Here is a 26,575-nt window from a genome sequence, read left to right as displayed (position 1 = left end):
AGCTAACATGCACCTAAACCAAGGAAGAGTGGCCAAGAAGGTTTTTACACTCAGTACTCTCACCGCGTCATGCTTAATGGCGTTCAATAGCTATGCGGCTGTGGATTGCTCAACGTTAGAAACGTGGGACTCTGCCACTGTATATACCGGTGGTGATCAGGTTTCACATGACGGCAGCGCGTACTCAGCAAACTACTGGAATCAAAATAACAACCCAAGCCAATTTGAAGGTGATTACGCACAATGGAAGAAAGTCGATGTGTGTAGTGGTAATGGCGGTGGTGGTACACCAAACGAAGCACCAACGGCTTCATTAACAACGCCAACAGCATCAGATGTGATTGTTGAAGGCGACAATGTCGTATTAAGCGCAACAGCACTGGACGCTGATGGCAGTGTTGCTTCAGTAGAATTCTTTGTTGATGGTTCTTCGGTAGCGGTTGCTACAGCGGCGCCATTTGAAGCAACGTGGGCTGCAACGTCTGGTAACCATCAGGTTTCAGTTGTTGCAACGGACAATGAAGGCGCAGCGAGTGTTGCCAGTGCGGTTTCTGTTTCTGTTGATTCAGCACAACCAGGTAATGAAGCGCCGACTGTTTCGGTTGCTCTTTCAGCAGCTTCGGTCGATGTTGGTAGTGTCGTTACACTGACAGCAACGGCAACAGACAGTGATGGTATTGTTGATAAAGTTGATTTCTATGTAGCAGGCGCTCTTATTGGTACAGCGGCGACAAGCCCTTACACGCTCGATTACACAACCACTCAAGCGGGTTCTTTAGCGGTTTACGCAAAAGCGACTGACAATCAAGGCGCAACGACAGATTCAGCGCTGGCTTCTTTAACGGTGAATGGCGTACCAACAGTAAGCACATGCCGTCCTGATGGCTTGTATCAAACTCAAGGTGTCGATGTACCTTACTGTACTATTTACGATGATGAAGGCCGTGAGAAAATGGGCGCGGATCACCCACGTCGTGTCATTGGTTACTTCACCAGCTGGCGTGCAGGGGACGACCCACAAGCTGCTTACCTAGTAAATGACATCCCTTGGGAACAACTCACACACATTAACTACGCTTTCGTGAGCATTGGCTCAGATGGCAAAGTAAACGTGGGTGATGTGAACGATCCGAACAACGCAGCGGTTGGTAAAGAGTGGCCGGGCGTTGAAGTTGATCCTACCTTAGGCTTCAAAGGTCACTTCGGTGCATTAGCGACCGCTAAGAAAAAACACGATGTTAAGACTTTAATCTCAATCGGTGGTTGGGCTGAAACCGGTGGTCACTTCGCCACTGACGGTAGCCGAGTGGCTGATGGTGGTTTCTACACAATGACGACCAACGCCGACGGTTCTATTAACCATCAAGGTATCGAAACATTCGCCACTTCCGCGGTTGAAATGCTTCGTAAGTACCAGTTCGATGGTCTAGATATCGATTACGAATACCCAACCTCTATGGCGGGTGCCGGTAATCCGTATGACAAAGACTTCATGGAGCCGCGTCGTCAATACCTGTGGGCTTCGTACCAAGTCTTGATGAAAGTGCTACGTGAGAAGCTTGATGCGGCGTCTGCGCAAGATGGCAATCATTACATGTTAACGATCGCGGCGCCTTCTTCTGGTTACCTGTTGCGCGGTATGGAAACATTCGATGTGACTAAGTATCTCGATTACGTGAACATCATGTCTTATGACCTTCACGGTGCGTGGAACGATCACGTTGGTCATAACGCAGCCTTGTTTGATACGGGTAAAGATTCAGAGTTAGCACAGTGGAACGTTTACGGCACTGCGGCTTACGGTGGTATCGGTTATCTGAACACGGATTGGGCTTACCATTACTTCCGTGGTTCTATGCCAGCAGGTCGTATTAATATCGGTGTGCCTTACTACACTCGTGGTTGGCAAGGTGTAACCGGAGGCGAAAATGGTCTTTGGGGCCGAGCTGCTCTTCCAAACCAAGCTGAATGTTCAGCAGGTACCGGTGAAGGCGAGAAAAACAACTGTGGCCATGGCGCAGTTGGTATCGACAATATGTGGCACGATACCGATCCAAAAGGTAACGAAATGGGCGCGGGTTCTAACCCTATGTGGCACGCGAAGAACCTAGAGAAAGGCATTTGGGGTTCTTATGCAGAGGCTTACAAGCTTGATCCTGTGAATGATCCATCTGATGCTCTAACGGGAACTTACACGCGTAACTACGACAGCGTGGCGGTTGCTCCTTGGTTGTGGAACGCAGAGAAGGGCGTATTCCTTTCAACGGAAGATAAAGATTCTATCAACGTGAAAGCAGACTACGTTATCGACAAAGAGATCGGCGGTATCATGTTCTGGGAACTGGCAGGGGATTACAACTGTTATGTACTCGATGCAAGTGGCAACCGAACGTCTATCGATACGACAGAACAAGCGTGTAATAGCGGTAACGGTGAGTTCCACATGGGAAACACAATGACGAAAGCTATCTACGATAAGTTTAAGTCTGCGACCCCATACGGAAACAAGGTAGCGACGGGCGCTATCCCGACAGAAGCGTTAGATATTATGGTATCTGTTGGTGGCTTTAAAGTCGGTGACCAGAACTACCCAATTAATCCTAAGATCACGTTTACAAACAACACAGGCCAAGCACTTCCGGGTGGTACCGAGTTCCAATTCGATATCCCAGTGTCAGCACCTGATAACGCAAAAGATCAATCGGGTGGTGGTTTAACTGTGATTGCTTCGGGTCATACTCGAGCGGATAACATAGGTGGACTAGATGGAACGATGCACCGAGTGGCGTTTACTTTACCTACATGGGAAGAACTTCCTGCTGGTGGTGTGTATGAGCTAGATATGGTGTATTACTTGCCAATCTCAGGCCCTGCTAACTATGCAGTAAGCGTGAATGGTGTCGATTATGCATTTAGCTTTGAGCAACCAGGCCTAACATTAGGTGATATCAGTTCAGGTGGCGGTAACCCTGGCGATGGTGGCACAAACCCAGGTACATGTGACACAGCTGGTTTAGCGGTTTACCCAGACTTACCTCAGAAAGATTGGGCAGGTAATCCAAACCATGCAAACACAGGTGACCAAGTGGTGCACAACGGCAGTATTTACCAAGCAAACTGGTGGACAAGTTCTGAACCGGGCAGCGATGGTAGCTGGACTCAGGTTTGTTCTTAATTTAATGCTCACTAATCCATTTATAGACAATAGATCGCAGTGATAGTCAGTAAATACGAATGCTTTTAAGTCTATTTATTAGGGTTTTAGTGTGATTTAAGTAATTAACTTCAATGTAAAATTAAAACGCCGAACTGAATCCAGTTCGGCGTTTTTGCTATAAGTCACAGATTGCGTATAGAACCCCTTAAAAATAGCGACACTCGTTCAGTAAAAAATAAAACCATGATATAAAACAGTCTGTATATAAGAGAAGTCACAGTGTTACCTAAAATTATAAATCTATGGGGTAATCTTGAAAGTCAGACGTAAATACATTCTTAGTTTTTCCATTGCGATCGCCATTGTGTCGATGATTCTTTCAGCCTTTCAATTTAATCGAACTGAAAGGTCATTGTTGGAATCCAACCAGCTATTTTTTCGAACAATTGTGAATGCGAGTTACGATATTGTCGACACAACTGTTAATGAGGCGATAAAGACATATCTTAAAGGAATTACCGATACCGTTGCGTCCCATGTATGGCATGCCACATCGGAACAAGAAATCGAACAGGTAAGCCAGATCGCCAGTGAACTCCACATTGGACAATCAGGTTATATCTATTTGATGTCACCGCAAGGCGTTCACCTCTACCATCCTTTCTTGCAAGGCAAGAAGCGCGGGCATCTTACTCATATCCAAAAGCAGCTCAGTATCGACTCCGGTATGATCGAATACTTTCACGCGAATCCTCATGAGATAAGTCGGCGTGCAAAAGTTGCCTATTCGATGAGGTTACCGAGTGGCAATACTTTGGTCGCGACGACCTACAAAGAAGAATTGATGTATTTGGTTGATCTTGAAGGCTTAAAAGATAAGCTGAGAAAGTACGCATTCGGTGATAGCGGATATGTGTACATTATTGATCTTCAGGGTGACTTAGTACTTCATCCTGATTATGAACACAAGTCATTGAAAGCCTTAATAGGCTACTCGTCCGAACTGCTTATTGATCGAATCGCAACTCAGCCAGAAGGTCACTTTAGCTACACGGTTTCCAGTGATAATGGCACGACCAACAAAAACGTCTTCTATAAGTTTTACCCCTATCTGAATTGGGTTATTTCCGCAGGTATCTTAGAGCAAGAGCTCAATCGAAATCACAGCCTACTATTCATTAGTTTGATGGCTTTGGTTGTGAGTTTGCTGAGTATTATTGTCGTGTTGGTGCTTTACCTGCGGCATCGTCATCTTAAAATCTTAGATGTTGCGAGCCTCGATTACCTTACTGGCCTTCCTAGTCGGCGGAGTTTTATCGAGCACTTAAAACTGAACGTTGCTCAAAGTTCGCCTTATCCGCTAATAAATGTCGGTGTCATTTTGCTTGATATTGACCATTTCAAGCGGGTGAACGATCAATACGGTCATACTCAAGGCGATAGGGTTATCTGTGAGGTCGCAAAATCACTCAAGAGATTTGTTAATCGTCGTCGCTTGATTGCACGCTATGGCGGTGAAGAGTTTATTTTGGTGACGTTTGATTGTGATGAGCGTGAGTTATTCGAATTGTCTGAGGCACTAAGACGAAGTGTTGAGCAACTGCAGGGTTTGGTATCACCTGTGACAATCAGTGCTGGCTGTTGTCACGCTCGAGCGCTAACCGATATTGAAACGGCTATCGATAAAGCTGACAAAGCGCTTTATCAAGCAAAAGAGAGGGGACGTAACAACACCCAGACGTATCGAAAGAACGAATATCGCGTTGCTTACATGTGATCAGTTGAAATAATCGATGTCTTCAAACGCTGGAAAATTGGAAATCATGCTCTTGAGAACGACAGACACAAAAAAGCCCAAATAGAACGCTCTATTTGGGCTTTTTCAGAAATATTTGAAATGCTAATCGCTAATTTAAGCTTTCGCTGCTTTCATCGCTTCCGTTTTTTTTTCCTTTTGCATTTTTGCAAGGAAGTAGATGTTTACACAAGCGATGAAACCGTTGGTCGCGACCACTGGCCATGCGTCAATCATAACGCCGTATGCTGTAAAGAGAGTACAGCCAATAAAGTTAAGGACACGCAGACGAACGATGTCTTTCATTGTTAATGAAATTGCGACCATAATAGACGCAGCGTAACCTAAAATTTCAACCATATTGAATTCCATTGTTTGACCCTCTTAAATTTGCCGATACTTTGTCGGTACCAATTCTTCTCTTCATGAGATGATTGAGGAAGCTCCGTGCCTCGAATGGTCTGGTTATGTTTTACGGGGTAGACTATACCAAGTCTGTTTTTGTGATTAAACCCCCAAAATTGGCAGAAGTGAAGGTTAGCGATTACGCAAACGTTTAATGACCTTTCTATTAACATAATTACTAATTATGTTGGAAGTTGAATTGATAGTTATTCTTATATAGGTAAGGAAGCCCCGAATGATAAAACGATCCATTTATGCAACAAAAAACATATTGAAAATAGCATTATTGGCTTTGTTAGCGATGGGATTAGCTGCATGTACTACACAAGAATTACCAACAACGCACAACTATGGTGTGGTCACTAGTGGTGACTTTGATTTCATGAAGCATGGAGTCGTTACATATTCGTGGCATCCTGAATCTGAGAAGGTTTACCTTTCTCAAAAATACGATAAGACGGTTGTTACTGATCTAGTGCGCGATGTGATTCAACAACAACTTTCAACGAAAGGTTATCAGTTGAAGCAAGATGGTGTTGGTGACGTCGTCGTCGGCTTTGGATTAGCTGAAGAATCAGTACTTAATGATGACTCGATTTTTGATGCTATTAAGCTTTCAACGGGGGTGCCGTTTTATGATGGCGATGGCAAATTAGCAGAGAAAGGGTCGTTATATATTGCCTTTTTTGTTCCTAACTCTGAAATCGTACAATGGCAGGCGTTAGCACAGTCTGGTATCCAAGCTGACTTAGAGCCAAATGAAAGCAAACAGCGCATTGCGGGTTTTGTTGAGATGCTATTTAGACGTATGCCTGAGCGGTAAAATCATTGAACTGGTCAATATTACTTGTTGAAAAAATGGTCAAATCGCAGATTATACTTTTTTATTTGTAACGAACGGTACAAATACGTAAAGCAACGTAAAGTTCGCGCTTCTTTTGCTAGCATTTGTCTATACTGCACAAAACGTTAACTTAGGTTTGATTCAATGAAACTGTTTTCCAAATACTCTCTCCCTCTATTAAGTATATTCATTGTAAGTAACGCAGCGATGGTAAGTAATGCAGCTATCGCAGCACCTTCTATAGTACCAAGCCCACCGAGCCTAGGCGCAAAAGGGTATGTGTTAATTGATTTTAATTCTGGTGATGTGCTGGTAGAAAAAAACGCCCACACTAAGCTAAACCCAGCAAGCTTGACCAAACTGATGACCAGCTATGTGGCTGGACAAGAGATGAAACGAGGCAATATCTCGGCTGACGATCAGGTACGAATCAGCGAGAACGCGTGGGCGAAGAACTTCCCTGACTCTTCAAAAATGTTCATCGAAGTGAATACCGATGTAGCAATGATGGACCTTTACCGCGGCTTGATTATTCAATCAGGTAACGACGCGAGTGTTGCGATTGCAGAACACGTCGCGGGCTCACAAGATGCTTTTGTTGATCTGATGAACTCTTGGGCTACGTCTCTGAAACTAGAAAACACCCATTTTGCGAACGCACACGGTTTAGACGCTGACGATTTGTATTCGACGCCTTACGATATTGCATTACTAGGCCGTGCCATTATTCGTGACTTACCGGATGTTTATGGCTTATACAGCGAACGTTCGTTTAGTTACAACGGCATCACACAACACAACCGTAATGGCTTACTGCGTGATAGAAGCTTGACGGTTGATGGCATGAAAACGGGCTATACCTCTGGCGCTGGCTACAGTTTAGCGAGTTCAGCGACACAAGGAGAGATGAGACTTATCGCGGTTGTTATGGGCGCATCAAGCGTTAAGAGCCGTGAGTCAGACAGTAAACAGTTATTAAGCTATGGCTTTCGTTTCTTTGACACGCTAAACCCACATCAAGGTGGAGATGAAGTCGCTGAAGAGAAGGTATGGTTTGGTGCCAAAGATACATTGAAGCTGGGTGTTGCAGAAGACACGTTTATTACGCTTCCAAAGTCAGACAGTAAAAAGCTAACAGCATCGATTGAACTTGATTCCGAGTTGAAGGCGCCGATTACAGAAGGTCAAACACTAGGTGTGGTTCATTACACGGTAGATGGTGAAGATGTTCAAACTCAGCCATTGATTGCGCTAGAGGCTGTTGAACAAGGTGGGATATTCAAACGTCTAATGGACTACGTTAAGTTGTTTTTCGCGAGCCTATTCTAAATAGAGTATTTACCGATCTAAAAAATAATCTAATGGGTGTTGTGAGTGAATCACAGCGCCCATTGTTATTTCTAGATCCATGAAAACGCCGTCACCTGCTTTCTTTATTAGCCGTAGCGGGCGGTTTCGATTACTATACGCAAAATTTAGCAGTGTAATCACTTATGACCATAGAGATAAAGAACGTAACCGAACCTGAAGTAACATGTGCCAACTGCCAGGCATGCTGTTGTCGTCTAGAGGTTATGATCATCACAGATACAGGCGTTCCTGAAGAGCATATTGCTTATGACGAGTGGGGCGGAGAAACCATGCTGAGATTAGACGATGGCTGGTGTTCTGCAGTAGATAGAGAAACACTGATGTGTACTATTTACGAGAATCGACCTTGGATCTGTCGTGAGTTCGAAATGGGCTCATACGAATGTGTAGAACAACGCACCGATGTGATGGGCTAATCGCTCGTAGAGCTTAGATGCTCTGCAAGAAAATCGATAAAAACCCGAATTCGTTGGGGCAAATATTCACTTGCATGGTACACCGCATACATAGGCAAGTAGTCATTGCTCCAATCTTCTAATAACTGCGTTAATTCCCCATTCTCTACAAATTCTTTGCCCATCCAATCCGGTAAAGCAACCACACCTAAACCTTGTCTAGCCATTTTAAGTAACATTTCTGGGCTATCTGATGTGAAGATTTGATTCACTTTCACACTGCTGAATTGGCGGTTTTTACCCGTAAAGCGCCACTCGTTAGCGGGGCTCATTAGTGAATAAGTTAGACAATGGTGCTTATTAAGTTCTTGTGGGTGTTCCGGTATTCCGTGCTTGTGGAGGTAGTTTGGTGATGCGAAATATTGAATGTTGTTATTGAATAGAAATCGAGCCTTTAAACCAGAATCTTTGAGCTGTGACGCTCGAATCGCAACATCAATATTATGTTCATTGAGGTTAATTATACGGTCGTCGACGCTAAGGTTAATGCGGATACCCGGATGTTGCTCAATGAACGCTTGGAGCTGCTCGCTAAGTAACATTGATGAAAAGGCGCTGGGCGCGGATATTTTCAATTCACCTTCTACAGACTCGGTTTCTCGCTTGAGCTGACTTTCTATTGCAGACATTTCTTCTAGGAAGCGGACACAATAAGTGAGGTAGTCTTTGCCTGCATGGGTTAGGGATATTTTGCGACTGTTTCGCTGAAACAACGTCATTGCCAAATCATTTTCTAACCACGCAATCTTTTTACTGACGGCACTTTGTGTCATGTCGAGTTTATTGGCAGTAGCAGTAAAGCTGTTCAGCTGCGCAGTTTCCACGAAGATACGAATACACTCAATTTTATCCATTGTACTTGCCTTATGTCTGCTATCTAAACTTACACATTCCAAGTTGGAATCTTAAGTATCATAAAATTAGCATTTATCGTTCGATTTATGAATGCTTAAATAATCCCACTGACGTTAATAACTCTTAAGAAAGGTGGCAATATGATTTCGGTGGTGAGTGTATTACTAGTGGCGTTCTTTTTATTGGCAAGCTCAATCAAGATAGTTGCTTGGCAGCGTAAAGTGTTTGAAATCCAGCTTGGTTTTTTCAAAAGCTATGGCTTGAATCGAATGGTGATGTTTCTTGTTGGGTTAGTCGAGTTTACTGGGGCCGTTCTTTTGATTTTAGCCTTGAGTGGTGTGTCATCAGAACAAACTCAATTGGTGGGTGGTGCAATATTGGGGGCTACGTCGATAGGGGCGCTTTATTTCCACTTACGCTTTGATACTTGGAAAGACGGTATTCCCGCGATGTTCACTTTGTTGTGTTCAAGCCTTTTAGTATTAGATTTCTGGTACTAGTGTTTTGGTTTTTCGTTCGAGGGTTGAAAGCTAATTTGCAAGATACTTGAGAAGAGTAGGGCTCGAAAGCCCCACGCTAAAGATAGGGGTTAAAACTCAGAAGGCACTTCAAATTCCATCCATTCACCGGTTGTTGGGTGAATCAACTTTAGGTAACCAGCGTGTAGGTGCAAGCGCTCGCGTTTGTAGCCGTATAAGTCGTCACCACGAATCGGTACACCCAGCCCTAATGGATGAGAACAATGCACACGCAACTGATGGGTTCGGCCTGTTTTCGGATACAGATGAACCTTGGTTTTACCATTGCTGGTACCAATCGCTTCCCAATAGGTTTCTGTGTTTCGGCCGTGTTCATGGCAAACCAATTGTCTTGGTCTGTCTGTTATGTCGCCGCGCAAAGGCAAGCTAATGTCGCCAGATTCACCGTGAATTTTACCATCGAGCAGAGCGGTGTAGCGCTTCTCTACGGTTCTATCTATGAATTGTTTTTGGATGTGTTTATTGGACTCTGCGGTCAGTGCCAAAATCAACAATCCAGACGTCGACATATCTAACCTATGGATAATCAAAGGGCCTGTCGCATTGGGGTAACGCGCTTTAATGCGTGTATAAACCGAGTCTTCGATAAACTTGCCAGGAACGGAGAGAAACTCTTCGGGTTTATTAACCACCACGATCTCGTCATCTTCATAAACAATATCAAACGACTTACCCACTGCAGGGTTCACGATAAGCGGGTTATCTTCTAATTCGATGCCATTCAGTTGGTGACTGAGGATCTCGAAGCTTTTACTTTGGCAAACAGGGTATAGGTTTCCGTGTTGGCGGATAACAGCCATCGGAGGTAATCCCCACCAAAACTCAGACAATGCTAATGGCTTAAACCCGTGTTCAAAAGCAAAATTAAGCAGTTTAGGTAGGCAACAGTCGCCAGAGCCTTCAAGTGCGTCTTTGCCATTTAACAATTCAAGTAGGCTCTTTGATTCGAGAGCTTGGTTGATAAAGCGATAGTGAGACAAACGCTGCGCTTCCAATTCAGCTGAGATTGCTTGGTACTCTTGCTTACGGTTTTTCAGTTCGCTTTCTATCGAATCAACTTGCGATTGGCGTTCTGCAACCTTTTGCTTCCATTCGATGCGAAGTGCTTTTAAGTCTCGCTTTTCTTGACTGCTTTGGTTACCTAATTGCTTGAGTAGGTTTGCTGCCGATTCTAGATTTCCCAATGCCTTTTCTTGATTGGCTTGCTCTCTGAGTTCGTTACGCTGAGCTTTGTTCGCGGCCATTGTTAACTGAAAGGCTTCTATAGCTTGCGCTGATTCGACTTTTAACTGTTCAAGTTCAGCCACTAATACGTCTAGATTATGCGACTGTTGTAACTTTTCAATGTCATCCGCTAGTTGCGATTGGTGAGCAAGGTTTACATGGTTTTGAGATGGAAACTTTTCTGAGTCGAATGCTGATGGGACAAAGCTGATATTTTCTAACTGAGAGGCTAATGACGGATCTAACCGCAGGCCTGAAAACGCAGACAAGTAGCCTAACTCTTGTGTGGTTGGATTCTGAACAAGAAGCACGGCATAGAGGTTGCCTTGCGATGTTTCATTCACACCGCAGTCGAGTAATGACTGCTGAAGTTGCTGCATGGCAAACTCACACGTTGGATGTGGTGTGTAGTAGTACGGAAACGTAAAACGAGTCGGTAGCGGTAAGTCTACATTCGTATTGTTGTTTGTTAGGTGCAGTGGTGTGTATTGAGCAAGGTTTGCTGACATGAAGATCAAACTCTATGGCTGTTCAGTTAGAGTTCGGTATTGTTGTCGAAATGAAGGCAAATGAGAAGCCAAAGCGAAAGATAAATCGGCTTTGGCTTCATTTAGTTGCTTGTGCTTATCCTAGCGCGCACGAGCTTGATTGAAACTCGATCAGTTCGAGTGTTCTAGCTCTACTTGCTCTGCTTTTTGGTAAGCTGGGTGGTCAGCCAAAAGCTTACCGTATTTAGCAATGTTAGGGTAAAGCGCAGTTGCACCAAAGTTACCAACGATTTCTACGATGAACGACATCATGAAATCAGCACCTGTAAGTGTGTCTGCAACTAAGTAGGTTTTACCTTCAAGTGCATTATTCACGTAAGTTAAGATCTTTTGGTTTTCATCGTCAGCGTAGCCGCCAAGGAAATTAGTCTCGCAACCGTCTTTCATCACAAAGATTTTAAGCAGCATCGGCAAAATACCTGAACTCTCAGCAAAATGTAGCCACTGTGAATATTCTACGTAGTCAGCTGTGCCGCGTGTTGGTGCGAACTTACCCTGACCATATTTATCGATTAGGTATTCAGTGATAGCACCAGATTCGCTGATCACAACACCATCATCTTCAATGACTGGAGATTTACCCAACGGGTGAACAGACTTCAATTCTGGTGGTGCTAAAAACGTGACACTGTCTCGTTGGTATGGTTTGATTTGGTAATCAACACCAAGCTCTTCCAATAACCAGATGATACGCTTCGAACGTGATTTGTTTAGGTGATGTAAAGTAATCATTATTCTGCCTATTTTACTGTTTCAGCTAATTGAGTTATTTAGGTTCGTTAGTTTTGATAACAAGTTTGCCGAAGTTCTGGCCTTCTAATAAGCCCATGAAAGCTTGTGGTGCTTCGTCTAGACCTTCGATTAGGTGTTCACGGTATTGCATTTTTCCTTGAGACAACCATTCAGTCATTTGCACAGCAAACTCGTTGTAACGGTGCGCGTAGTCATCAAAGATAATGAAGCCTTGCATCTTAATACGCTTAACCAGCAGCGTACCCATAAGGCTAGACATGCGATCCGGGCCTTCAGGCAGTGATGTCGCATTGTATTGAGAGATAAGGCCACATACAGGAATACGAGCACCGGTGTTAAGCAATGGCATTACGGCATCGAAAACCTTGCCGCCAACGTTTTCAAAATAAACGTCGATGCCGTTGTCACATGCTTTAGCCAGTTGCTCCGCGAAGTCGTCAGCTTTGTGGTCGATACATTCGTCAAAGCCAAGCACGTCTTTCGCGTACTGACACTTCTCTTGACCACCAGCAACGCCGATAACACGACAGCCTTTTAGTTTGCCGATTTGTCCAACGGTTGCGCCTACTGCACCTGTTGCTGCCGCAACGACTAGAGTGTCGCCTTGTTTAGGTTGGCCGATATCAAGCAAGCCCATGTAAGCCGTAAAGCCAGGCATACCCATAATGCCAAGTGCATAAGAAGGGTGAGTGGGTTCTTTGCCTAGTTTGATTAAGCCTTCGCCGTTAGATACACCAAAATCTTGCCAACCTGTATAGGCCAATACCCATTCGCCGATTTCAAAATCACTGTTGTTTGATTCTTCAACCTGACACACGGTTGCACCAACCATCACTTCGTCAATCGCAACTGGATCAGCGTAAGATTTAGCATCGCTCATTCGACCGCGCATGTAAGGGTCAAGAGAAAGATAAACTGAGCGAAGTAACATTTCACCATCTTGAATCGTTGGTGTGGCTACGGTTTCTAATCGAAAGTTATCTTGAGTAGGTGCGCCAACTGGGCGAGAAGCCAATACGATGCGGCGATTGTCTTGTTGAGTCATTGGATGTCCTTAATTTTAATGTATTTATCTAGAATTAGACCAGTCGTCTAGTCTTGTTGTCTAAAAATCCCGCCGTCATCAAATTGATAAAAGGGCGGGTAATCTGTCGTTAGTAAGGACTAAGCACAGTACGTGGTTAGTTTTTACCTTTTAAAATCTGTTGGGTTAGGTTTAAAGCTGATTCTAAGCTGTGTGAATTCTGGCTTAGTTTGCTCAATAAGCTTGCACCCAACCACATAGAATATAGATTTTGAGCGGTTTCTTGGCTGTCTTCAACCTTAATGGAGCCATCTTCAATACCACCAGCAACACAGTGTTGTATCGTAGAGGTCACTTTTTCAGCCCCTTTTAGTAAGGCTTGGCGCATAGGATCAGAAAGATCAGAAACTTCAGCGCTGAGCTTAACCACTAAGCACTTATGAGCGTTACAGGTACCGTTTTCAATCTGTAACCATCGAGTGAAATAATTGATAATTCTCTGGTAATGGTTGCCTTCACCATCAACCAAAATAGTTTCAACTCTGCTGATGTAAGTATCAAAATAGTGTTGGATAAGAGCCTCGCCAAATTGCTCTTTCGATTTAAAGTAGTGGTAAAACGACCCTTTCGGCACGTCCGCTTCTTTAAGCAATTGCGATAGGCCAACGCCTGTAAAGCCGTTATTCACTATTAATTGGTAGCCAACATCTAAAACATGCAGGCGTGTGTCATTCGTTTTATCGTTCATGGGCGTTACTATAAGTTGAATTAGACCAGTCGTCTAGTCGTTGGATTTCGATTGTGTTATTTGCTCTTTCTATTCTCTGGGGTGTCATTTCTGAAGAGGTTAGCTTTTGAAGGTATAATCTTGTCGTGGTTAAATAGGATTCAACCACTCAAGCATTCACATATAAAAAAGCCCTAACATGGTTCGCATGTTGGGGCTTAAATTGATGAACTTGGTTGCTTGAGAGCAATTTGGTTATTGGATAGCGATTAGCTCAACATCAAAAATCAGAGCTGATGATGGTGGAATAGGGCCTGAACCGCCTTTTCCGTAAGCCAATGTGCTTGGGATAAACAAGCGAACTTTTTGGCCTTCAACCATGTAAGTTAACCCTTCTTGCCAGCCTTTAATCACTTGTTTAAGAGCAAATGAGATTGGCTCGCCACGCTCAACAGAGCTATCGAAAACAGTGCCGTCGATAAGTGTACCGTGGTAATGAACGGTTACTTTGCTGTTCTTTGTTGGGTGCTCAGTGCCAGTGCCTTCTTCAAGAACAAGGTATTGAAGACCACTTTCAGTTGTAATTACACCTTCTTTAGTGCCGTTATCAACAAGGAACTGTTGGCCTTGCTCGAAGTTTTCGTCACCAGACTTATGATTCATCCAAGTACGATAAATCATGAAACCCGCCAAAAGAAAGACAATGACCGGGATGATAAATTTAGACATAGTAAAACCTATTTATAGTTAATGCTGAGTTCGCTAATCAATCGACTAAGGTCGTGATTATGGTTGAGTCAAAAGGTAGTTAATCGTTTTTGCAATGCCAGCAACGTCTTGATGACCAGCTGTCAGTACCTGGTATTTACCATTGATGATAAACGTTGGTACTGAATTGATTTGACCTTTTACTGAGATTTCTTCTGCCTTTTTAACATAATCAAAAAGAGCAACTTGTTGTTCTTTATTCAATTGGTATGGGCTTACCAGACCGCGAGAAGTAAACGCGGTTTCTAGAGCTTGTTGGCGTTGTTCTGGCGTTGCGTCTGCACCCATTTGAACGGCACCAAATAGATCGTCCATGAAGGCGTGATCAGGTGTTGCGTCAAGCTGCATTACCGCGGTGTAGTAGATCATCGCGCTGATTTGAGCACTTTCATTAAACGTTACGTGCATCTTGCCAATAGTTTGATCGGTTAGAGACTCAATTTCTGGAATTGCACTTTCCATTTGACGGCAGTGACCACAGTTAAGAGAGAAGATTTCAGTGATCGGAGACAGATTAAATTCAGTTAGAGCAGTTGGAAGAGCTTCGTACTGAACGCCTTTTTGTGGTTCGTCTGTTTCACTGCAACCCGCAATGATAAGTACTGCAGCAATTGCTGTGATGAATTTAGTAAATGGTTTAAACATAATGTTTGCTCGAGCGTTGAGAAGTCGTGAGATTCTAACTATTTAGTAGGAATTGGAAAACAATTATAAGGTAAATAAATGCAAACAGTTCGAACAACCGAGTGATGGCAGGCTAGTTGACGGTTAACTGTGATCAAAAGCACTTTTTTATTACGTACTTTCATTTTGTCTAAAGTTTTTCTCTAGGTGCCGATATAGACATTAGTGAATGGTTTATCTGCATGAGTGGTTGGTGAAGTAATGAGATATTTAGCGATAATGTTAAGCATAGCTTTGGCTGGGTGTGAAACGACGTTACCAATGGGTATGTTAGGTGACGATATGCTAGAAACTGCGCCACAAACGGACTACGATCTAATGCACCCTGAATGGGGTGTGGTTCAAACAACACGTGTAGCGAGTAATAGAGGTTACGCAATTCAAAACAACTCTCATCAACATACCACTATTACAACTAATTATGGGCGCGGAGTTTCGACCAATGACCCATTAGAAGTTTTTCTAAGACAAAACCGTATCGATTTTGAGGTATTACCTGGCAATCATGTGATGGTAAAACTTGAGCAACATGTGAACTTCAAAACAGGTTCCGCATTCCCTGAGCCAGTTTACAATCAGTGGTTGGATACTCTAGGCAGTTACCTTTCTCAGCGCCAAGATATCGATGTTGTGATTGAAGGACACACAGACAACACTGGTAGTGATCGTGTTAATGACCCTTTATCAGAGCAGCGCGCAAAAGAAGTGAAAGCTCGATTGGAAAGTCATTACGTTTCAAGTCGCTCTATTTATACTCGCGGTTTTGGTGAATACGTTCCGGCTTGTAACAATGCTTCTGCACAAGGTAAAGCGTGTAATCGTCGCGTAGAACTCATGTTGATTGTTGCTAAATAGTCGTTAGAAGATTTAGCTTAAAAAGCAAAAGCAAAAGCAAAAGCAAAAGCAAAAAGCCTTTTAGCGAATGGTTCACGAGATTAGCTGAAAGCGCAGACATAAAAAATCCCTCTCTGTAGAGGGATTTTTTGTATCTGACTTCATTAAGCGTGATTGCTTAAGCGAACTGCTTCTCTAAGTAAGTAACGATATCTGAAGACTCGTACATCCACTCAGTTTTACCGTCTTTTTCAATACGTAGACAAGGCACTTTCACACGACCGCCACCAGCTTCAAGCTCTGAACGGTGCTGTTCGTTGTTTTTTGCATCACGAAGTTCAAACTGAACCGATTGACGTTTCATCGCGCGGCGTACTTTTACACAAAATGGGCACGCTTCGAATTGGTATAACGTGTGCGTTTTTGCTTGCTCATTCACTTTGCTTTGCTCATCTTGAGAACGTTTCACACCACGTGGGCTGAAAACAAAATTCAATAGCAAGATGACACGACCTAAAAACCAACGAATAAACTTCATAACTCTCTCTACATATTTAAAATTAGCGTTACAATTTGCAGCATTATATACACAAGTTTTGTCAGATGCTCGCAACAAACCGCTAATATCTATTTTGTCCGTTCGATCGTGTGAGACTTAGCCACATTTAACCCTAAACGTTTGGATAGTCGGGTTAGGTTTGCTCTATCTGTTTTTAGAATTCGCCCTGCTTGTGCCCAGTTAAAATTAGCATCTTCCAATACTTCAGTAATGATGCTGCGTTGGAAATCATCCGTCGCCCCCCGTAAACCTGAAGAAAGGTCAATCGTTGGCGTCGATAACGGCGTGTTTTTTACTTGTGTGGTCGCTATTGGTTGATCTTGGTCGAGTGGGCCGCAATCTTCTTTAGTAATGGTTACCAAGTTCTTGTTGGTGCTACGCGCGAGTGCTTTAAGTGCTGAGCGGCTGATCACGTGTTCAAGTTCACGTACGTTACCTGGCCAACCGTAACGGTTCAGGAAAACAAGCACATCAGAACGAAATTTAACTTGGTTAATACCAAGCTTACGACGTGCCTGCTCTAGGAAGAACCCCGCTAGCAAACTGATGTCGTCACCGCGTTCTTTAAGTGCTGGTACTGCGATAGGGTAAACACTGAGTCTGTGGTACAAATCGGCGCGGAATCTGCCATCTTCGACTTCTTTTTTCAAATCACGGTTGGTTGCCGCCAATACGCGCACATCAATGGTTTGAATGTTGTCTTGACCAACTGGCTGTATTTCATTGTTTTGTAGCGCACGCAGTAGCTTGCTTTGTGCAGCTAACGGGAGTTCACCGATTTCATCAAGAAACAGTGTGCCACCATCGGCTAATGCAAATTTACCTAGACGGTTTTTGTCTGCACCAGTAAAGGCGCCACGTACGTGACCAAACAGTTCACTCTCTACTAAGTTCTCAGGAATTGCAGCACAGTTTACATAAACTAAGGGCTTACGTTTACGCTGTGATTGATGGTGCAGTGTACGAGCCACTAATTCTTTACCCACACCAGTATCACCGTGAATCAAGATATTAAATTCAGAAGGGGCAACCACTGCAATGTCGTTTTTAAGCGCCATCATAGTATCGCTTTTACCAATTAGTTCGCCGCCGTCGCGTTCCCACGCTTCTACATTTAACTCTTCTAATAACTGTTTCGATTGCTTTGCTTGATGCTCAAGCTGCGAGAAAGTCATCGCCATTTGCATAGTAGAAGCTGCAATGGCCGCGAGTACTTCTAGATTACGGGCGGGGATATTTGCGAATACATCGGGTTTCAGGCTGTCTAGTGTCAGAACACCTAACAGCTTGTCACCAAAAAACAAAGGTAACCCCATACAAGCATGCATTGGCAAATCACCATCATGGTCGATCAGCAAGCCATCGAAAGGATCAGGCAGTGAGCTGTCAGAGTCAAAACGAACAGGAGAACGTGATGCGCAGATTTCATCAAAACGTGGGTGTTCCGAAATGATAAAGCGACGGCCGAATGTATCTCGACTGAGCCCTTGCATAGCGATAGGTACTAGCGTGTCACCTTGAAGGCTTAAAAGCGCGACACAATCACACGTGATTGTTTTACGAATGGCATCGATTAGGCGATTGAAACGGTCTTGATCGTTCACACCGCTGGCTAAACCAATGGTCATTTCCATGAGAGTGGATGCTGAGATATCTTGCATAAAGGGCTCATACTGTTTGTATTTTTATACATGGTAGAGTCTTTATGACACAAAAAAAAGGTCTTTTTGACTTAATTTCGAAATGATTTTTTGAAAGGATGCTAGGCAGAGCTAGCTTTCGCATGTTGGCACCGTTTGTGCAATGTGTCCATCACGTGTTGTCTATATGACTGAATAACTGACTCATTGTTGATTTGAATCAATTAATAAGCATTTATCAGCCCACGTGATTCTCATAACAAAATGTAGCCATAGAGCTCATTGAGAAAGAATTGGTATAAAGTCACCTTTAAATAAAACTAGTCAAATTGACATCAACGGTCATAAGACTAAGTGTTCGGAGTAAATCAATGCTAAACAATCTACATATCAACATCATCAAATCGACGATTCCTCTTTTAGAAAGCGCAGGCCCTGCTTTAACTCAACACTTCTATCAACGTATGTTCACGCATAACCCTGAATTGAAAGATATCTTCAATATGACTCACCAAAGAACAGGTCGCCAAGGTGTGGCACTGTTTGAAGCTATCGCGGCTTATGCTAAAAACATTGAAAACCTAGCAGCGTTAACCACCGCGGTTGAACGTATTGCACAGAAACACACAAGCTTTAACATTCAACCAGAGCACTATCAAATTGTTGGTTTGCACCTGATTGAAACACTACGTGAATTAGCTACTGAGGCATTTACTCCAGAAGTGGAAGAAGCATGGACTGCCGCTTACCTATTCTTAGCGCAAGTATTCATCGACCGTGAAGCTGAACTTTATCTACAGCGCAAGCAGGCTGTTGGTGGCTGGGAAGCAGCACGTGCATTCGTAATCGCAGACAAGATCGAAGAGTCAGCACTCGTAACAAGCTTCATCTTACAGCCAAAAGATGGCGGTGAGGTTTTGGATTACACACCGGGACAATACATCGGCATTGAAGTGAAACCTGAAGGCGCACAATACAGCGAAATTCGTCAGTATTCACTGTCAGACAAGCCGAACGGAAAATACTACCGTATCTCTGTGAAGCGTGAAGGCCAAGGTCAAGAAACGCAAGGTGTTGTTTCTAACCACATGCACGATACCGTTGCTATCGGCGATGAAGTTAGCCTATACGCACCAGCAGGTGACTTTATGTATCAAGAGCGCAGCAAGCCAGTAACGCTCATCTCTGCAGGTGTTGGTGTAACGCCAATGCAGTCTATGCTTGAGTTCTTGAACAACGAGCAGAAAAACGAACCGGTTCTTTACCTTCACGCTTGTGAAAACGTAGGCCAACACTCTTTCACGACTCGTGTTAAAGATATTGTTGCTGACAAAGGTTGGGAAGCGAAAACGTGGTACATGAATAAAGACGTATCTGCATGTGAAAACACGCATCAAGGCCAAATGGATCTAGCGTCTATCTCTGATACTAAAGGCTTTGAAGAGAGCGATTTCTACATCTGTGGACCTGTTGGCTTCATGAAGAACATCGTAGAGCAGCTAGACGCACTTAAAGTAGATCGCTCACGCGTACACTACGAAGTATTTGGCCCTCACGCTAACTTCTAATAGCTCTCGCCAGACTCGCCTGAACTATTAACACCTTGCCTATTCAAAGGCCTCACATTGTGAGGCCTTTTTTTGTTTGGTTCTGCTGTCTGACATATCGAATATTGGAGAATTCGGTCGAGCAAACTAAGCTCTTCTAGCTTCGGTCTAAGAACGTTTGACCTTTTTAGACATGTAGTCAGTATCAAAAAACTCAGGCCAGTACATTTTCACGTATCCACCTGCAACCCAAATCACTAGGATGGTTGCGATGGTTAACTCGAAGAAACCAAACTTGTGCAGCCAATACCATTGCGGGTATTCCGCGCCGAAAAACGTAGTTAGACGATGCATGGCAATAGCGCTGATCACGGAAGGGAAAGTGACGGCAGCAATCGAAGGTTGGAATTTCAGACGCATCAATCGTATGTAACACAAGTAGATCAGTAGCGTCATGGTGATAGCAATGCCCGCCAATGCGCCTGTTAGAATCGGGTCTGGGTTGTCGAAGTTAACTAAGTAAGCGGCTAAAGACAGGTTTACGGGAGCCGCCATAATGGCCAGTGTTGGCCTTGCTCGACGAGGAAGGTTTCCTTCGAATACCAAGCGGTACAACACCACTGGCAGCATGAGAAAATAGATACCGATACAAGTGGCCGCAAGTGTTTCTGAAAAAACGGTGTGCCCAAATTGTGTACCTGCTAAGGAGCTGCTGATTAACCCCACCGGATACAGAAACCAACTCGGTACAATGTTCGACATTTTGAAGTTGATGATCTGGAAACTAAAGAACAACACCATCATGGTAAAATGCAACAATAACGCGCAGAACCAGACTGGATAAGCAATGACTGGAGAGATTTCGGCTAGATAGTCACACAGAATCAATAAAGCCATGCTCATCGGCGCCATTAAGCTACCACTTAACGGATGACGTATATCATTTAAGAAGGTATTAAAACTCGTTAGATAGCGAAGTAAAACAGGAAGTAATAATAGAGCGCCCAACGAAGCGAGGTAGGGGCGAGTGATTTCACCAATACCTGGTACATATAAAGCCCACGCCTGTCCTAATCCAATTACTCCAAGTGCTAAAGACGCCTGAGATGGCGGCACATTTTTTACTTGGGTTAATCTTTTCCAATTCAACGACTTGCTCCAACTTAATTATTTATAGAATGCGGGTTACTAAAGGTGTATGAGTTAATTATTGAATGTTTGCTCTAGCTAGAGAGTTCAGTTATGCCATCAATAGATGTTAAGAGCACTCAAATAATTTTGAGTGGATGATAGCAAGTTTAACGTTTGCTTTTTTGATTTTGATGCGGAATCGGGACATTAAGCACGAGGAAAGTGTGCTTTATTTTTTTGAGTTATTTGTAATTAACTCACTTTTCGTACAGACGTACTACAGGAATTCCATACATTCAAAGTAGTTAACGTACTTCCTCTTGCTGAGGAAGATCTTGTTGTCGTAGCTTTTCGTTCTTAAGCGTACGATTCAACAACTGACTGTAAATCGGCTGACCGCCTAGCATTTGAGCAATGATAACTGCCCCTAAGCAAGTGATGATCAACGGTAGAATGAGATAGTAGTTATTGGTCATTTCAATAACCAATAATATGCCTGTAATGGGTGCTCGAACAGTCGCAGCAAACAAAGCTCCCATACCAGCAATTGCAAACATACCTGGTTCAATATTCAGCTCAGGAAAGAATGCAGCGGCAATAAGCCCAAAGGCGTAACCAAAGAGCGTACCTAGTGCGAGCATTGGCGCAAAGATACCGCCGGGAGCGCCAGAACCGAAACAGAGTAGTGTGGTGAGGACTCGTCCTAGAAAGATCAGCAATAATACGTTTGCGCTGTAACCTCCGTTAGTGATGTTAGGGATGATACCAATACCACCGCCGGTCAATTCCGGTATATAAAGCAGCAACAAGCCAAAGCAACCACCCAGCAGGGCGCCAGTGATTAAGTAGCGTTTGCGATCATTTTTGTGTATTGCGACAAACAGGTCTTGTGAGAGCGTAATCAGCTTATTGAAAATCACACCAAATAGGCCGAACAACACACCCAGTAACAAGAACAGCCAAAGCGAGTTCAGTTCTGGTGGTTGATATTGGGGCATGGTGATAACAGCAGATTGGCCATTGATTGAGCGAAAAACAATATTGGCTGAAATAGCAGAGATGATCACGGCTTTGATTGAAATCAGGGAGTAGCGAAACTGTGGTCTCATCTCCTCGACTACAAACATGATGCCAGCCAGTGGTGCATTGAATGCGGCGGCTAAACCACCAGCGGCACCTGAAGCTAACAGTGAGTGTCGAGTATCATCATCTTTAACTCGAAAAATATCTGTGACCATACGACCGATACTGCCGCCCATTTGAACGGTCGGCCCTTCACGGCCTAGCACCATACCTGAGCCCAACGCACCCATACCGCCAAAGAACTTTACTGGTAGCACTCTCCACCATCGAACAGGGCGCATACCGTCCATCGCCCCTTCAATTTCAGGAATACCTGAACCTGCGGCTTCTGGCGCAAAGCGATGTACAAGGAAATACCCAATAAAGGCAAATGCAGCACTGATAATGAAAGCGGCTAACCAAAGAGGAACAAAATTGGTAATTTCATCTTTTAGCCAATCGGTACGAGTTTCTGAAATGAAATGAACGGCTACTTCGAAATAGGTGCCAACAACCCCAGCAAGTACGCCAACGATACAAGAAAGAAAGAGAACGGAAGCGGGTGTCTTATCTCTTGAGAGAAATTGATTAATAGCATCCCTTGGCATTTTGGCTAATAAGGATTGCTTAATTTTCTCTCTTCTGGTCATTGAGATAAGGCTCCTGAATGGGTTAAGGCGGGGTTGTCATAAATTATACGCGTCCTCTGCATATCCTATAGCAGCAAAGATGAAAAGTTGAATTTCATTTATGGAATGTACGTGTTACATAAATGGAATATATGGGCAATAGTGGAATCCCCGTCACAATTTTGATCGATTCTCAGATGGCACCTTGAATATCCCTAAAAATGAACCATAGTTAAATCGTAAAGCAACATAACAAACCGCAAGGAGACGTGAGGTTTTACACACAATTTGGATGGATTCAGAAACAAAGTTTTAGTTCCTCGTTAAATGTTCAGGTCGATATTTAAGGCTTCCTGATTCGCGAACTCACGATTGAGTAACGAGGGTGAGGCGTACTGAGTAAGTACGCCTTTAGTTCGTCTGGAGCATTCATTTTTCTTCGTTCCCCCCCTTTCTAGTGACACTCATACAACTTCTGGCTTAAATCATTCTCCGTATAAACAAGCGATTGGGGTCAATTTCTCCGTGATTGTGTATATACTCCCTTAAAAAGGAGAACTGATATGACCAAAAAAGTTCCTACAAACATAATTACGGGTTTCTTGGGTGTTGGCAAAACGACAGCTATTTTGAACCTGCTCAAAAATAAACCTGAGAATGAAAACTGGGCTGTCCTGGTTAATGAATTTGGCGAAATCGGCATTGATGGCGCATTAATGACAGACCAAGGTGCTTTAATTAAAGAAGTACCGGGTGGCTGCATGTGTTGTACTGCAGGTGTGCCTATGTCGGTAGGTATTAATGCCTTACTGCGCCAAAAGCCGGACCGTTTATTGATTGAGCCAACTGGGCTTGGTCACCCTAAACAGGTTATTGCGACACTCACTTCAGAGCAATACACACCTTATGTTGATTTAAAAGCGACGCTTGGCTTGGTTGACCCACGAAACCTATCCAATGAAAAGTACACGTCGAATCAGAATTTCAATGATCAACTGGACAGTGCAGATGTGATTCTTGGTACTAAGGTTGACCTTGTTCATTCTGAAGACATCGATGTGTTCAATGATTGGGTGACGGATCAAACTCCAGCAAAAGTCTTCCATAAGCTAATTCACGATGGTGAAGTGCCATTGGAAGTGTTGGACATTGAAAGAGTATACGGTAGTGCTTCTTCTCATATTGAATCGCATCATCACGATCACGCTGAACAAGAGCCTCAATTCCAACTTCCTCCCGGTGAAGCGTTCATCCGTAAAGAGAATAAAGGTCAGGGCTATTTCAGTTGCGGTTGGCTATTCGGCGCAGAGCATAAGTTCGACTTTGATGCGCTGTTTTCAATGCTGTCGGATCTTACGGCTGAGCGTGTAAAAGCCGTGGTGAATACTGACCAAGGTTGCTATGCGTTTAACGTGGCGAATCAAGTGGTGTCAGTGAATGAAATTTCCCTTGATGGTTTTGAATCAAGACTGGAAGTGATCGACTCGCAGTTAATGCCTTGGGACGATCTCGAGCAGATTCTACTCAAGCTGTGTGGCATCAAATAGCGCCATTTTAACTGTTTGAACTGATGATCTCGGTGTTTACTTCGTTGAAGGTGGGGTAAACACCAGATTAAATGAGAAAGTTTGCGTTATATCACGATAAATGTGAGATAAATCACTCTAATTACTTTATAGTGCTCGGCTGAAATAAGAATGTAGGCTGTCTGCTTAAGGAACCCGTAACAATGTCATTTTCCTCTCAAGGTTTTGCTCCTGAATTAGTCAAAGCGTTGACTGAGTGTGGTTATGAAAAACTCACTCCAATTCAACAAAAGGCGATTCCAATGGCTCGTAAAGGCCATGATATTTTTGCTACTGCTCAAACCGGTACGGGTAAAACAGCGGCATTTTCATTGCCTGTTATTCAGCACCTTTTGAACAGCGGTAAAAAGGCGTCTAGAGGAACGGCTCGCGGCCTTATTCTTGCTCCAACTCGAGAGCTCGCTGCGCAGATCGCTCAAAACATTAAAGACTACGTTAAATACACTGAACTAAGCGTTTCAGCGGTTTACGGTGGTAACAAAATGTCTTCACAAGTTCGTCAATTAGAACTGGGTGTGGATATTTTGGTTGCAACACCTGGCCGTTTGGAAGAACACTTAGAAGCGGGTAACGTATCTATCGCAAACCTAGAATTCCTAGTATTCGATGAAGCTGACCGTATCCTTGATATGGGCTTTATCAATGCCGTTCGTAAGATCATGTTGGATGTAGAAACATCGCCGCAAATCATGATGTTCTCGGCAACGACTTCTACTCAGTTAAACCAACTGTCTGTTGATATTCTACGTAAACCAAAACGTATTAGTGTTGAGCGCGAAAACTCAACGGCTTCTACTGTTGGTCACGTGGTTTACCCTGTGGATCAAGAGCGTAAAACAGAACTGCTTTCTGAGCTGATTGGCCGTAAAAACTGGCGCCAAGTGCTTGTGTTCGTGAACTACAAAGAAACAGCGAATGACGTTGTTAAAGAGCTTAAATTAGACGGCATTAAAGCGGTACTTTGTCACGGTGATAAAGCACAAAGCGCTCGTCGTCGTGCTTTGGATGACTTCAAAGAAGGCAGAGCACGTGTGATGGTAGCAACCGACGTTGCAGCCCGTGGTCTTGATATCGAAGACTTACCACATGTAATTAACTACGACATGCCTTTCCTAGCGGAAGATTACGTTCACCGTATTGGCCGTACAGGTCGTGCTGGTAAACAAGGTCATGCGATTTCTTTCGTTAACCGCGAAGAAGAGTTGACTGTTGTTCAAGTTGAAACACTGATTCAACAACGTATTCGCCGTGTCGAACAACCAGGTTATGAACCGAAGAAACGTGATGCTTACATCGAGAAGTTGAACACAAAATCGGCTTACAAAAACCGTCAGGGTCGCAGGAACAACGCGAGCGAAGAGCCTCAAGATCAAGCAAGCGCTGAACGTCGTTTGACTATGATGAAGCGAATTAAAAACCGTCGTAAGTAATTACGGTTGGTGATTGAAAAGAGCCACGGTGATGTGGCTCTTTTTGTTTTAACACTGTTCTGTTTATAAAAGCTCTTGGTATAAATAAACCTAATTCAGCAGCGAACTCTAATGTGTGTTGATTCAATAATCAGCGCTCTCAGACAGTACTTAAATTTTGGGTAACTTCAGTTATCAGATAACACTAAGCCAGTAAGGTAATGAGATGGATAGCGCACTACTTTGGGCTTTTATTCCCACGTTCTTCTTTGTTTCAATCACGCCTGGTATGTGTATGACCTTGGCTTTGACACTAGGAATGAGTGTGGGGTATAAGCGCACATTATGGATGATGATTGGTGAACTGGCCGGTGTCGCTGTAGTTTCTATTGCCGCGGTATTAGGTATTGCTTCTATTATGCTTAACTACCCGTGGCTATTTACGGTCTTTAAGTTTGTGGGTGCAAGCTACTTGTTCTATTTGGGTGTTCAGATGTGGCGTTCAAGAGGCAAGTTGGCGATCAGTACTGATAATCAAACAACCAAAGTCAGTAATGATTGGGATTTGGTGGTGCAAGGTTTCGTGACGGCAATCGCTAACCCGAAAGGTTGGGCGTTCATGATTTCATTACTGCCTCCTTTCATTAATAGCAATGTCGATTTAGCGCCTCAGTTGTTCATTCTAGTGTCTATTATTCTGGTTTCTGAATTTGTCTGCATGACCTTGTACGCGACAGGTGGTAAGAGCCTAAAACATATGTTGGGTAAAGCCGACAACGTCAAGTTGATGAACCGTATCGCAGGTACGCTGATGATGGGCGTTGGTGTGTGGTTGTTCGTGAGTTAATTCTGGTTAGCGATAACGGGTACAGCTCCTCGACTCAGTCATTCCTCCTTCTCGAGGGTGACGGAAGGTACGTTGGGGTGAAGAGCCGTTTACGAAGCCGCAGGTACTTTGTTGAATCAAAGAATGGATAGAATATAAAAAGAGCGATAGGGCATTTAGCCTTATCGCTCTTTTTAATTTTA

General features: G+C 43.7%; 23 protein-coding genes. 11 read left to right on the top strand and 12 right to left on the bottom strand.

Translation table 11 applies throughout. The features are described from left to right. The first annotated feature begins 7 nt into the window (after window positions 1-7). The gene (locus AACW75_RS06555) at window positions 8-3,175 is read left to right on the top strand and encodes a chitinase C-terminal domain-containing protein (RefSeq protein WP_237297691.1); all 3,168 of its coding nucleotides are present in this window, start codon (window positions 8-10) and stop codon (window positions 3,173-3,175) included. Between the two features lie 295 nt (window positions 3,176-3,470). Next, the gene (locus tag AACW75_RS06550; protein WP_237297690.1) at window positions 3,471-4,934 is read left to right on the top strand and encodes a sensor domain-containing diguanylate cyclase; all 1,464 of its coding nucleotides are present in this window, start codon (window positions 3,471-3,473) and stop codon (window positions 4,932-4,934) included. 135 nt (window positions 4,935-5,069) lie between these two features. Here AACW75_RS06550 and AACW75_RS06545 read toward each other — a convergent pair whose 3' ends face one another. Continuing rightward, a complete protein-coding gene (locus AACW75_RS06545) occupies window positions 5,070-5,324 on the bottom strand; it encodes a YgjV family protein (RefSeq protein WP_010430226.1) in 255 nt (84 codons plus the stop codon). A 268-nt stretch (window positions 5,325-5,592) separates the two neighbouring features. Between AACW75_RS06545 and AACW75_RS06540 the strand changes: the two genes are divergently transcribed. The 3 genes from AACW75_RS06540 to AACW75_RS06530 all read left to right on the top strand — a co-directional run bounded on the left by AACW75_RS06540 (window position 5,593) and on the right by AACW75_RS06530 (window position 7,988). Then, on the top strand, window positions 5,593-6,180 hold the full coding sequence (locus AACW75_RS06540; protein ID WP_102553555.1) for a DUF4136 domain-containing protein: 588 nt from the start codon (window positions 5,593-5,595) through the stop codon (window positions 6,178-6,180). Between the two features lie 165 nt (window positions 6,181-6,345). Then, complete coding sequence (locus AACW75_RS06535; protein WP_017076091.1) at window positions 6,346-7,530, top strand: D-alanyl-D-alanine carboxypeptidase family protein; 1,185 nt, start codon at window positions 6,346-6,348, stop codon at window positions 7,528-7,530. 164 nt (window positions 7,531-7,694) lie between these two features. After that, window positions 7,695-7,988, top strand: a complete 294-nt coding sequence (locus tag AACW75_RS06530) for a YkgJ family cysteine cluster protein (protein WP_017076090.1) — start codon at window positions 7,695-7,697, stop codon at window positions 7,986-7,988. On the opposite strand, the gene AACW75_RS06525 is transcribed toward AACW75_RS06530, so the two are convergent. Next, window positions 7,985-8,881 carry a LysR family transcriptional regulator gene (locus AACW75_RS06525; protein ID WP_237297689.1) on the bottom strand — a complete coding sequence of 299 codons (897 nt, stop codon included), beginning with the start codon at window positions 8,879-8,881 and terminating at the stop codon, window positions 7,985-7,987. The genes AACW75_RS06530 and AACW75_RS06525 overlap by 4 nt on opposite strands. Before the next feature lie 141 nt (window positions 8,882-9,022). On the opposite strand from AACW75_RS06525, the gene AACW75_RS06520 reads away from it, so the two are divergent. Beyond that, a complete protein-coding gene (locus AACW75_RS06520) occupies window positions 9,023-9,382 on the top strand; it encodes a DoxX family protein (protein WP_237297688.1) in 360 nt (119 codons plus the stop codon). An 89-nt stretch (window positions 9,383-9,471) separates the two neighbouring features. Here the strand turns inward: AACW75_RS06520 and AACW75_RS06515 are convergent, their stop codons facing one another. The 6 genes from AACW75_RS06515 to AACW75_RS06490 form a co-directional block, all read right to left on the bottom strand. After that, window positions 9,472-11,154 (bottom strand): RluA family pseudouridine synthase, encoded by a 1,683-nt coding sequence (locus AACW75_RS06515; protein WP_145570736.1) that lies wholly within the window; start codon window positions 11,152-11,154, stop codon window positions 9,472-9,474. 150 nt (window positions 11,155-11,304) lie between these two features. Next, a complete protein-coding gene (locus AACW75_RS06510) occupies window positions 11,305-11,925 on the bottom strand; it encodes a glutathione S-transferase family protein (RefSeq protein WP_145570738.1) in 621 nt (206 codons plus the stop codon). 34 nt (window positions 11,926-11,959) lie between these two features. Next, a complete protein-coding gene (locus tag AACW75_RS06505; RefSeq protein WP_145570740.1) occupies window positions 11,960-12,991 on the bottom strand; it encodes an NADP-dependent oxidoreductase in 1,032 nt (343 codons plus the stop codon). A gap of 136 nt (window positions 12,992-13,127) precedes the next feature. Next, window positions 13,128-13,718: a TetR/AcrR family transcriptional regulator gene (locus AACW75_RS06500; RefSeq protein ID WP_145570742.1), complete on the bottom strand. Its 591-nt coding sequence runs from the start codon at window positions 13,716-13,718 to the stop codon at window positions 13,128-13,130. 234 nt (window positions 13,719-13,952) lie between these two features. Next, window positions 13,953-14,426, bottom strand: coding sequence for an FKBP-type peptidyl-prolyl cis-trans isomerase (locus tag AACW75_RS06495; RefSeq protein ID WP_017076083.1), 474 nt, complete (start codon window positions 14,424-14,426; stop codon window positions 13,953-13,955). Between the two features lie 57 nt (window positions 14,427-14,483). Then, window positions 14,484-15,110 (bottom strand): thioredoxin domain-containing protein, encoded by a 627-nt coding sequence (locus tag AACW75_RS06490; protein ID WP_065206232.1) that lies wholly within the window; start codon window positions 15,108-15,110, stop codon window positions 14,484-14,486. 258 nt (window positions 15,111-15,368) lie between these two features. Between AACW75_RS06490 and AACW75_RS06485 the strand changes: the two genes are divergently transcribed. Further along, window positions 15,369-16,004 carry an OmpA family protein gene (locus tag AACW75_RS06485; protein WP_237297692.1) on the top strand — a complete coding sequence of 212 codons (636 nt, stop codon included), beginning with the start codon at window positions 15,369-15,371 and terminating at the stop codon, window positions 16,002-16,004. A 157-nt stretch (window positions 16,005-16,161) separates the two neighbouring features. On the opposite strand, the gene AACW75_RS06480 is transcribed toward AACW75_RS06485, so the two are convergent. Continuing rightward, the gene (locus tag AACW75_RS06480) at window positions 16,162-16,521 is read right to left on the bottom strand and encodes a glutaredoxin family protein (RefSeq protein WP_029225193.1); all 360 of its coding nucleotides are present in this window, start codon (window positions 16,519-16,521) and stop codon (window positions 16,162-16,164) included. Window positions 16,522-16,610: 89 nt separating this feature from the next. Then, window positions 16,611-18,203, bottom strand: a complete 1,593-nt coding sequence (gene norR, locus AACW75_RS06475) for a nitric oxide reductase transcriptional regulator NorR (RefSeq protein WP_145570746.1) — start codon at window positions 18,201-18,203, stop codon at window positions 16,611-16,613. 350 nt (window positions 18,204-18,553) lie between these two features. Here norR and hmpA point away from each other — a divergent pair, with 350 nt between their 5' ends. Continuing rightward, a complete protein-coding gene (gene hmpA / locus AACW75_RS06470; RefSeq protein ID WP_145570748.1) occupies window positions 18,554-19,750 on the top strand; it encodes an NO-inducible flavohemoprotein in 1,197 nt (398 codons plus the stop codon). A gap of 147 nt (window positions 19,751-19,897) precedes the next feature. On the opposite strand, the gene AACW75_RS06465 is transcribed toward hmpA, so the two are convergent. Together AACW75_RS06465 and clcA are read right to left on the bottom strand one after the other, a co-directional pair. Beyond that, window positions 19,898-20,878: a TDT family transporter gene (locus tag AACW75_RS06465; RefSeq protein ID WP_186437193.1), complete on the bottom strand. Its 981-nt coding sequence runs from the start codon at window positions 20,876-20,878 to the stop codon at window positions 19,898-19,900. A 287-nt stretch (window positions 20,879-21,165) separates the two neighbouring features. Continuing rightward, entirely contained in the window at window positions 21,166-22,572 is a 1,407-nt protein-coding gene (clcA, locus tag AACW75_RS06460; protein ID WP_017076076.1) for a H(+)/Cl(-) exchange transporter ClcA, read from the bottom strand. Window positions 22,573-23,114: 542 nt separating this feature from the next. Here clcA and AACW75_RS06455 point away from each other — a divergent pair. From AACW75_RS06455 to AACW75_RS06445, 3 genes are all read left to right on the top strand, one after another. Further along, window positions 23,115-24,098: a CobW family GTP-binding protein gene (locus tag AACW75_RS06455; protein WP_145570750.1), complete on the top strand. Its 984-nt coding sequence runs from the start codon at window positions 23,115-23,117 to the stop codon at window positions 24,096-24,098. 182 nt (window positions 24,099-24,280) lie between these two features. Continuing rightward, window positions 24,281-25,567 carry a DEAD/DEAH box helicase gene (locus tag AACW75_RS06450; protein ID WP_145570752.1) on the top strand — a complete coding sequence of 429 codons (1,287 nt, stop codon included), beginning with the start codon at window positions 24,281-24,283 and terminating at the stop codon, window positions 25,565-25,567. Window positions 25,568-25,772: 205 nt separating this feature from the next. After that, on the top strand, window positions 25,773-26,393 hold the full coding sequence (locus AACW75_RS06445; RefSeq protein ID WP_017076073.1) for a LysE family translocator: 621 nt from the start codon (window positions 25,773-25,775) through the stop codon (window positions 26,391-26,393). Window positions 26,394-26,575: the final 182 nt, after the last annotated feature.

The sequence above is a fragment of the Vibrio sp. L3-7 genome, assembly GCF_963898195.1.
GTDB classification, from domain to species: Bacteria; Pseudomonadota; Gammaproteobacteria; order Enterobacterales; family Vibrionaceae; genus Vibrio; species Vibrio echinoideorum.
Note: the sequence above shows the minus strand (reverse complement) of the source record. Positions and strands in the feature narration are given on the sequence as shown.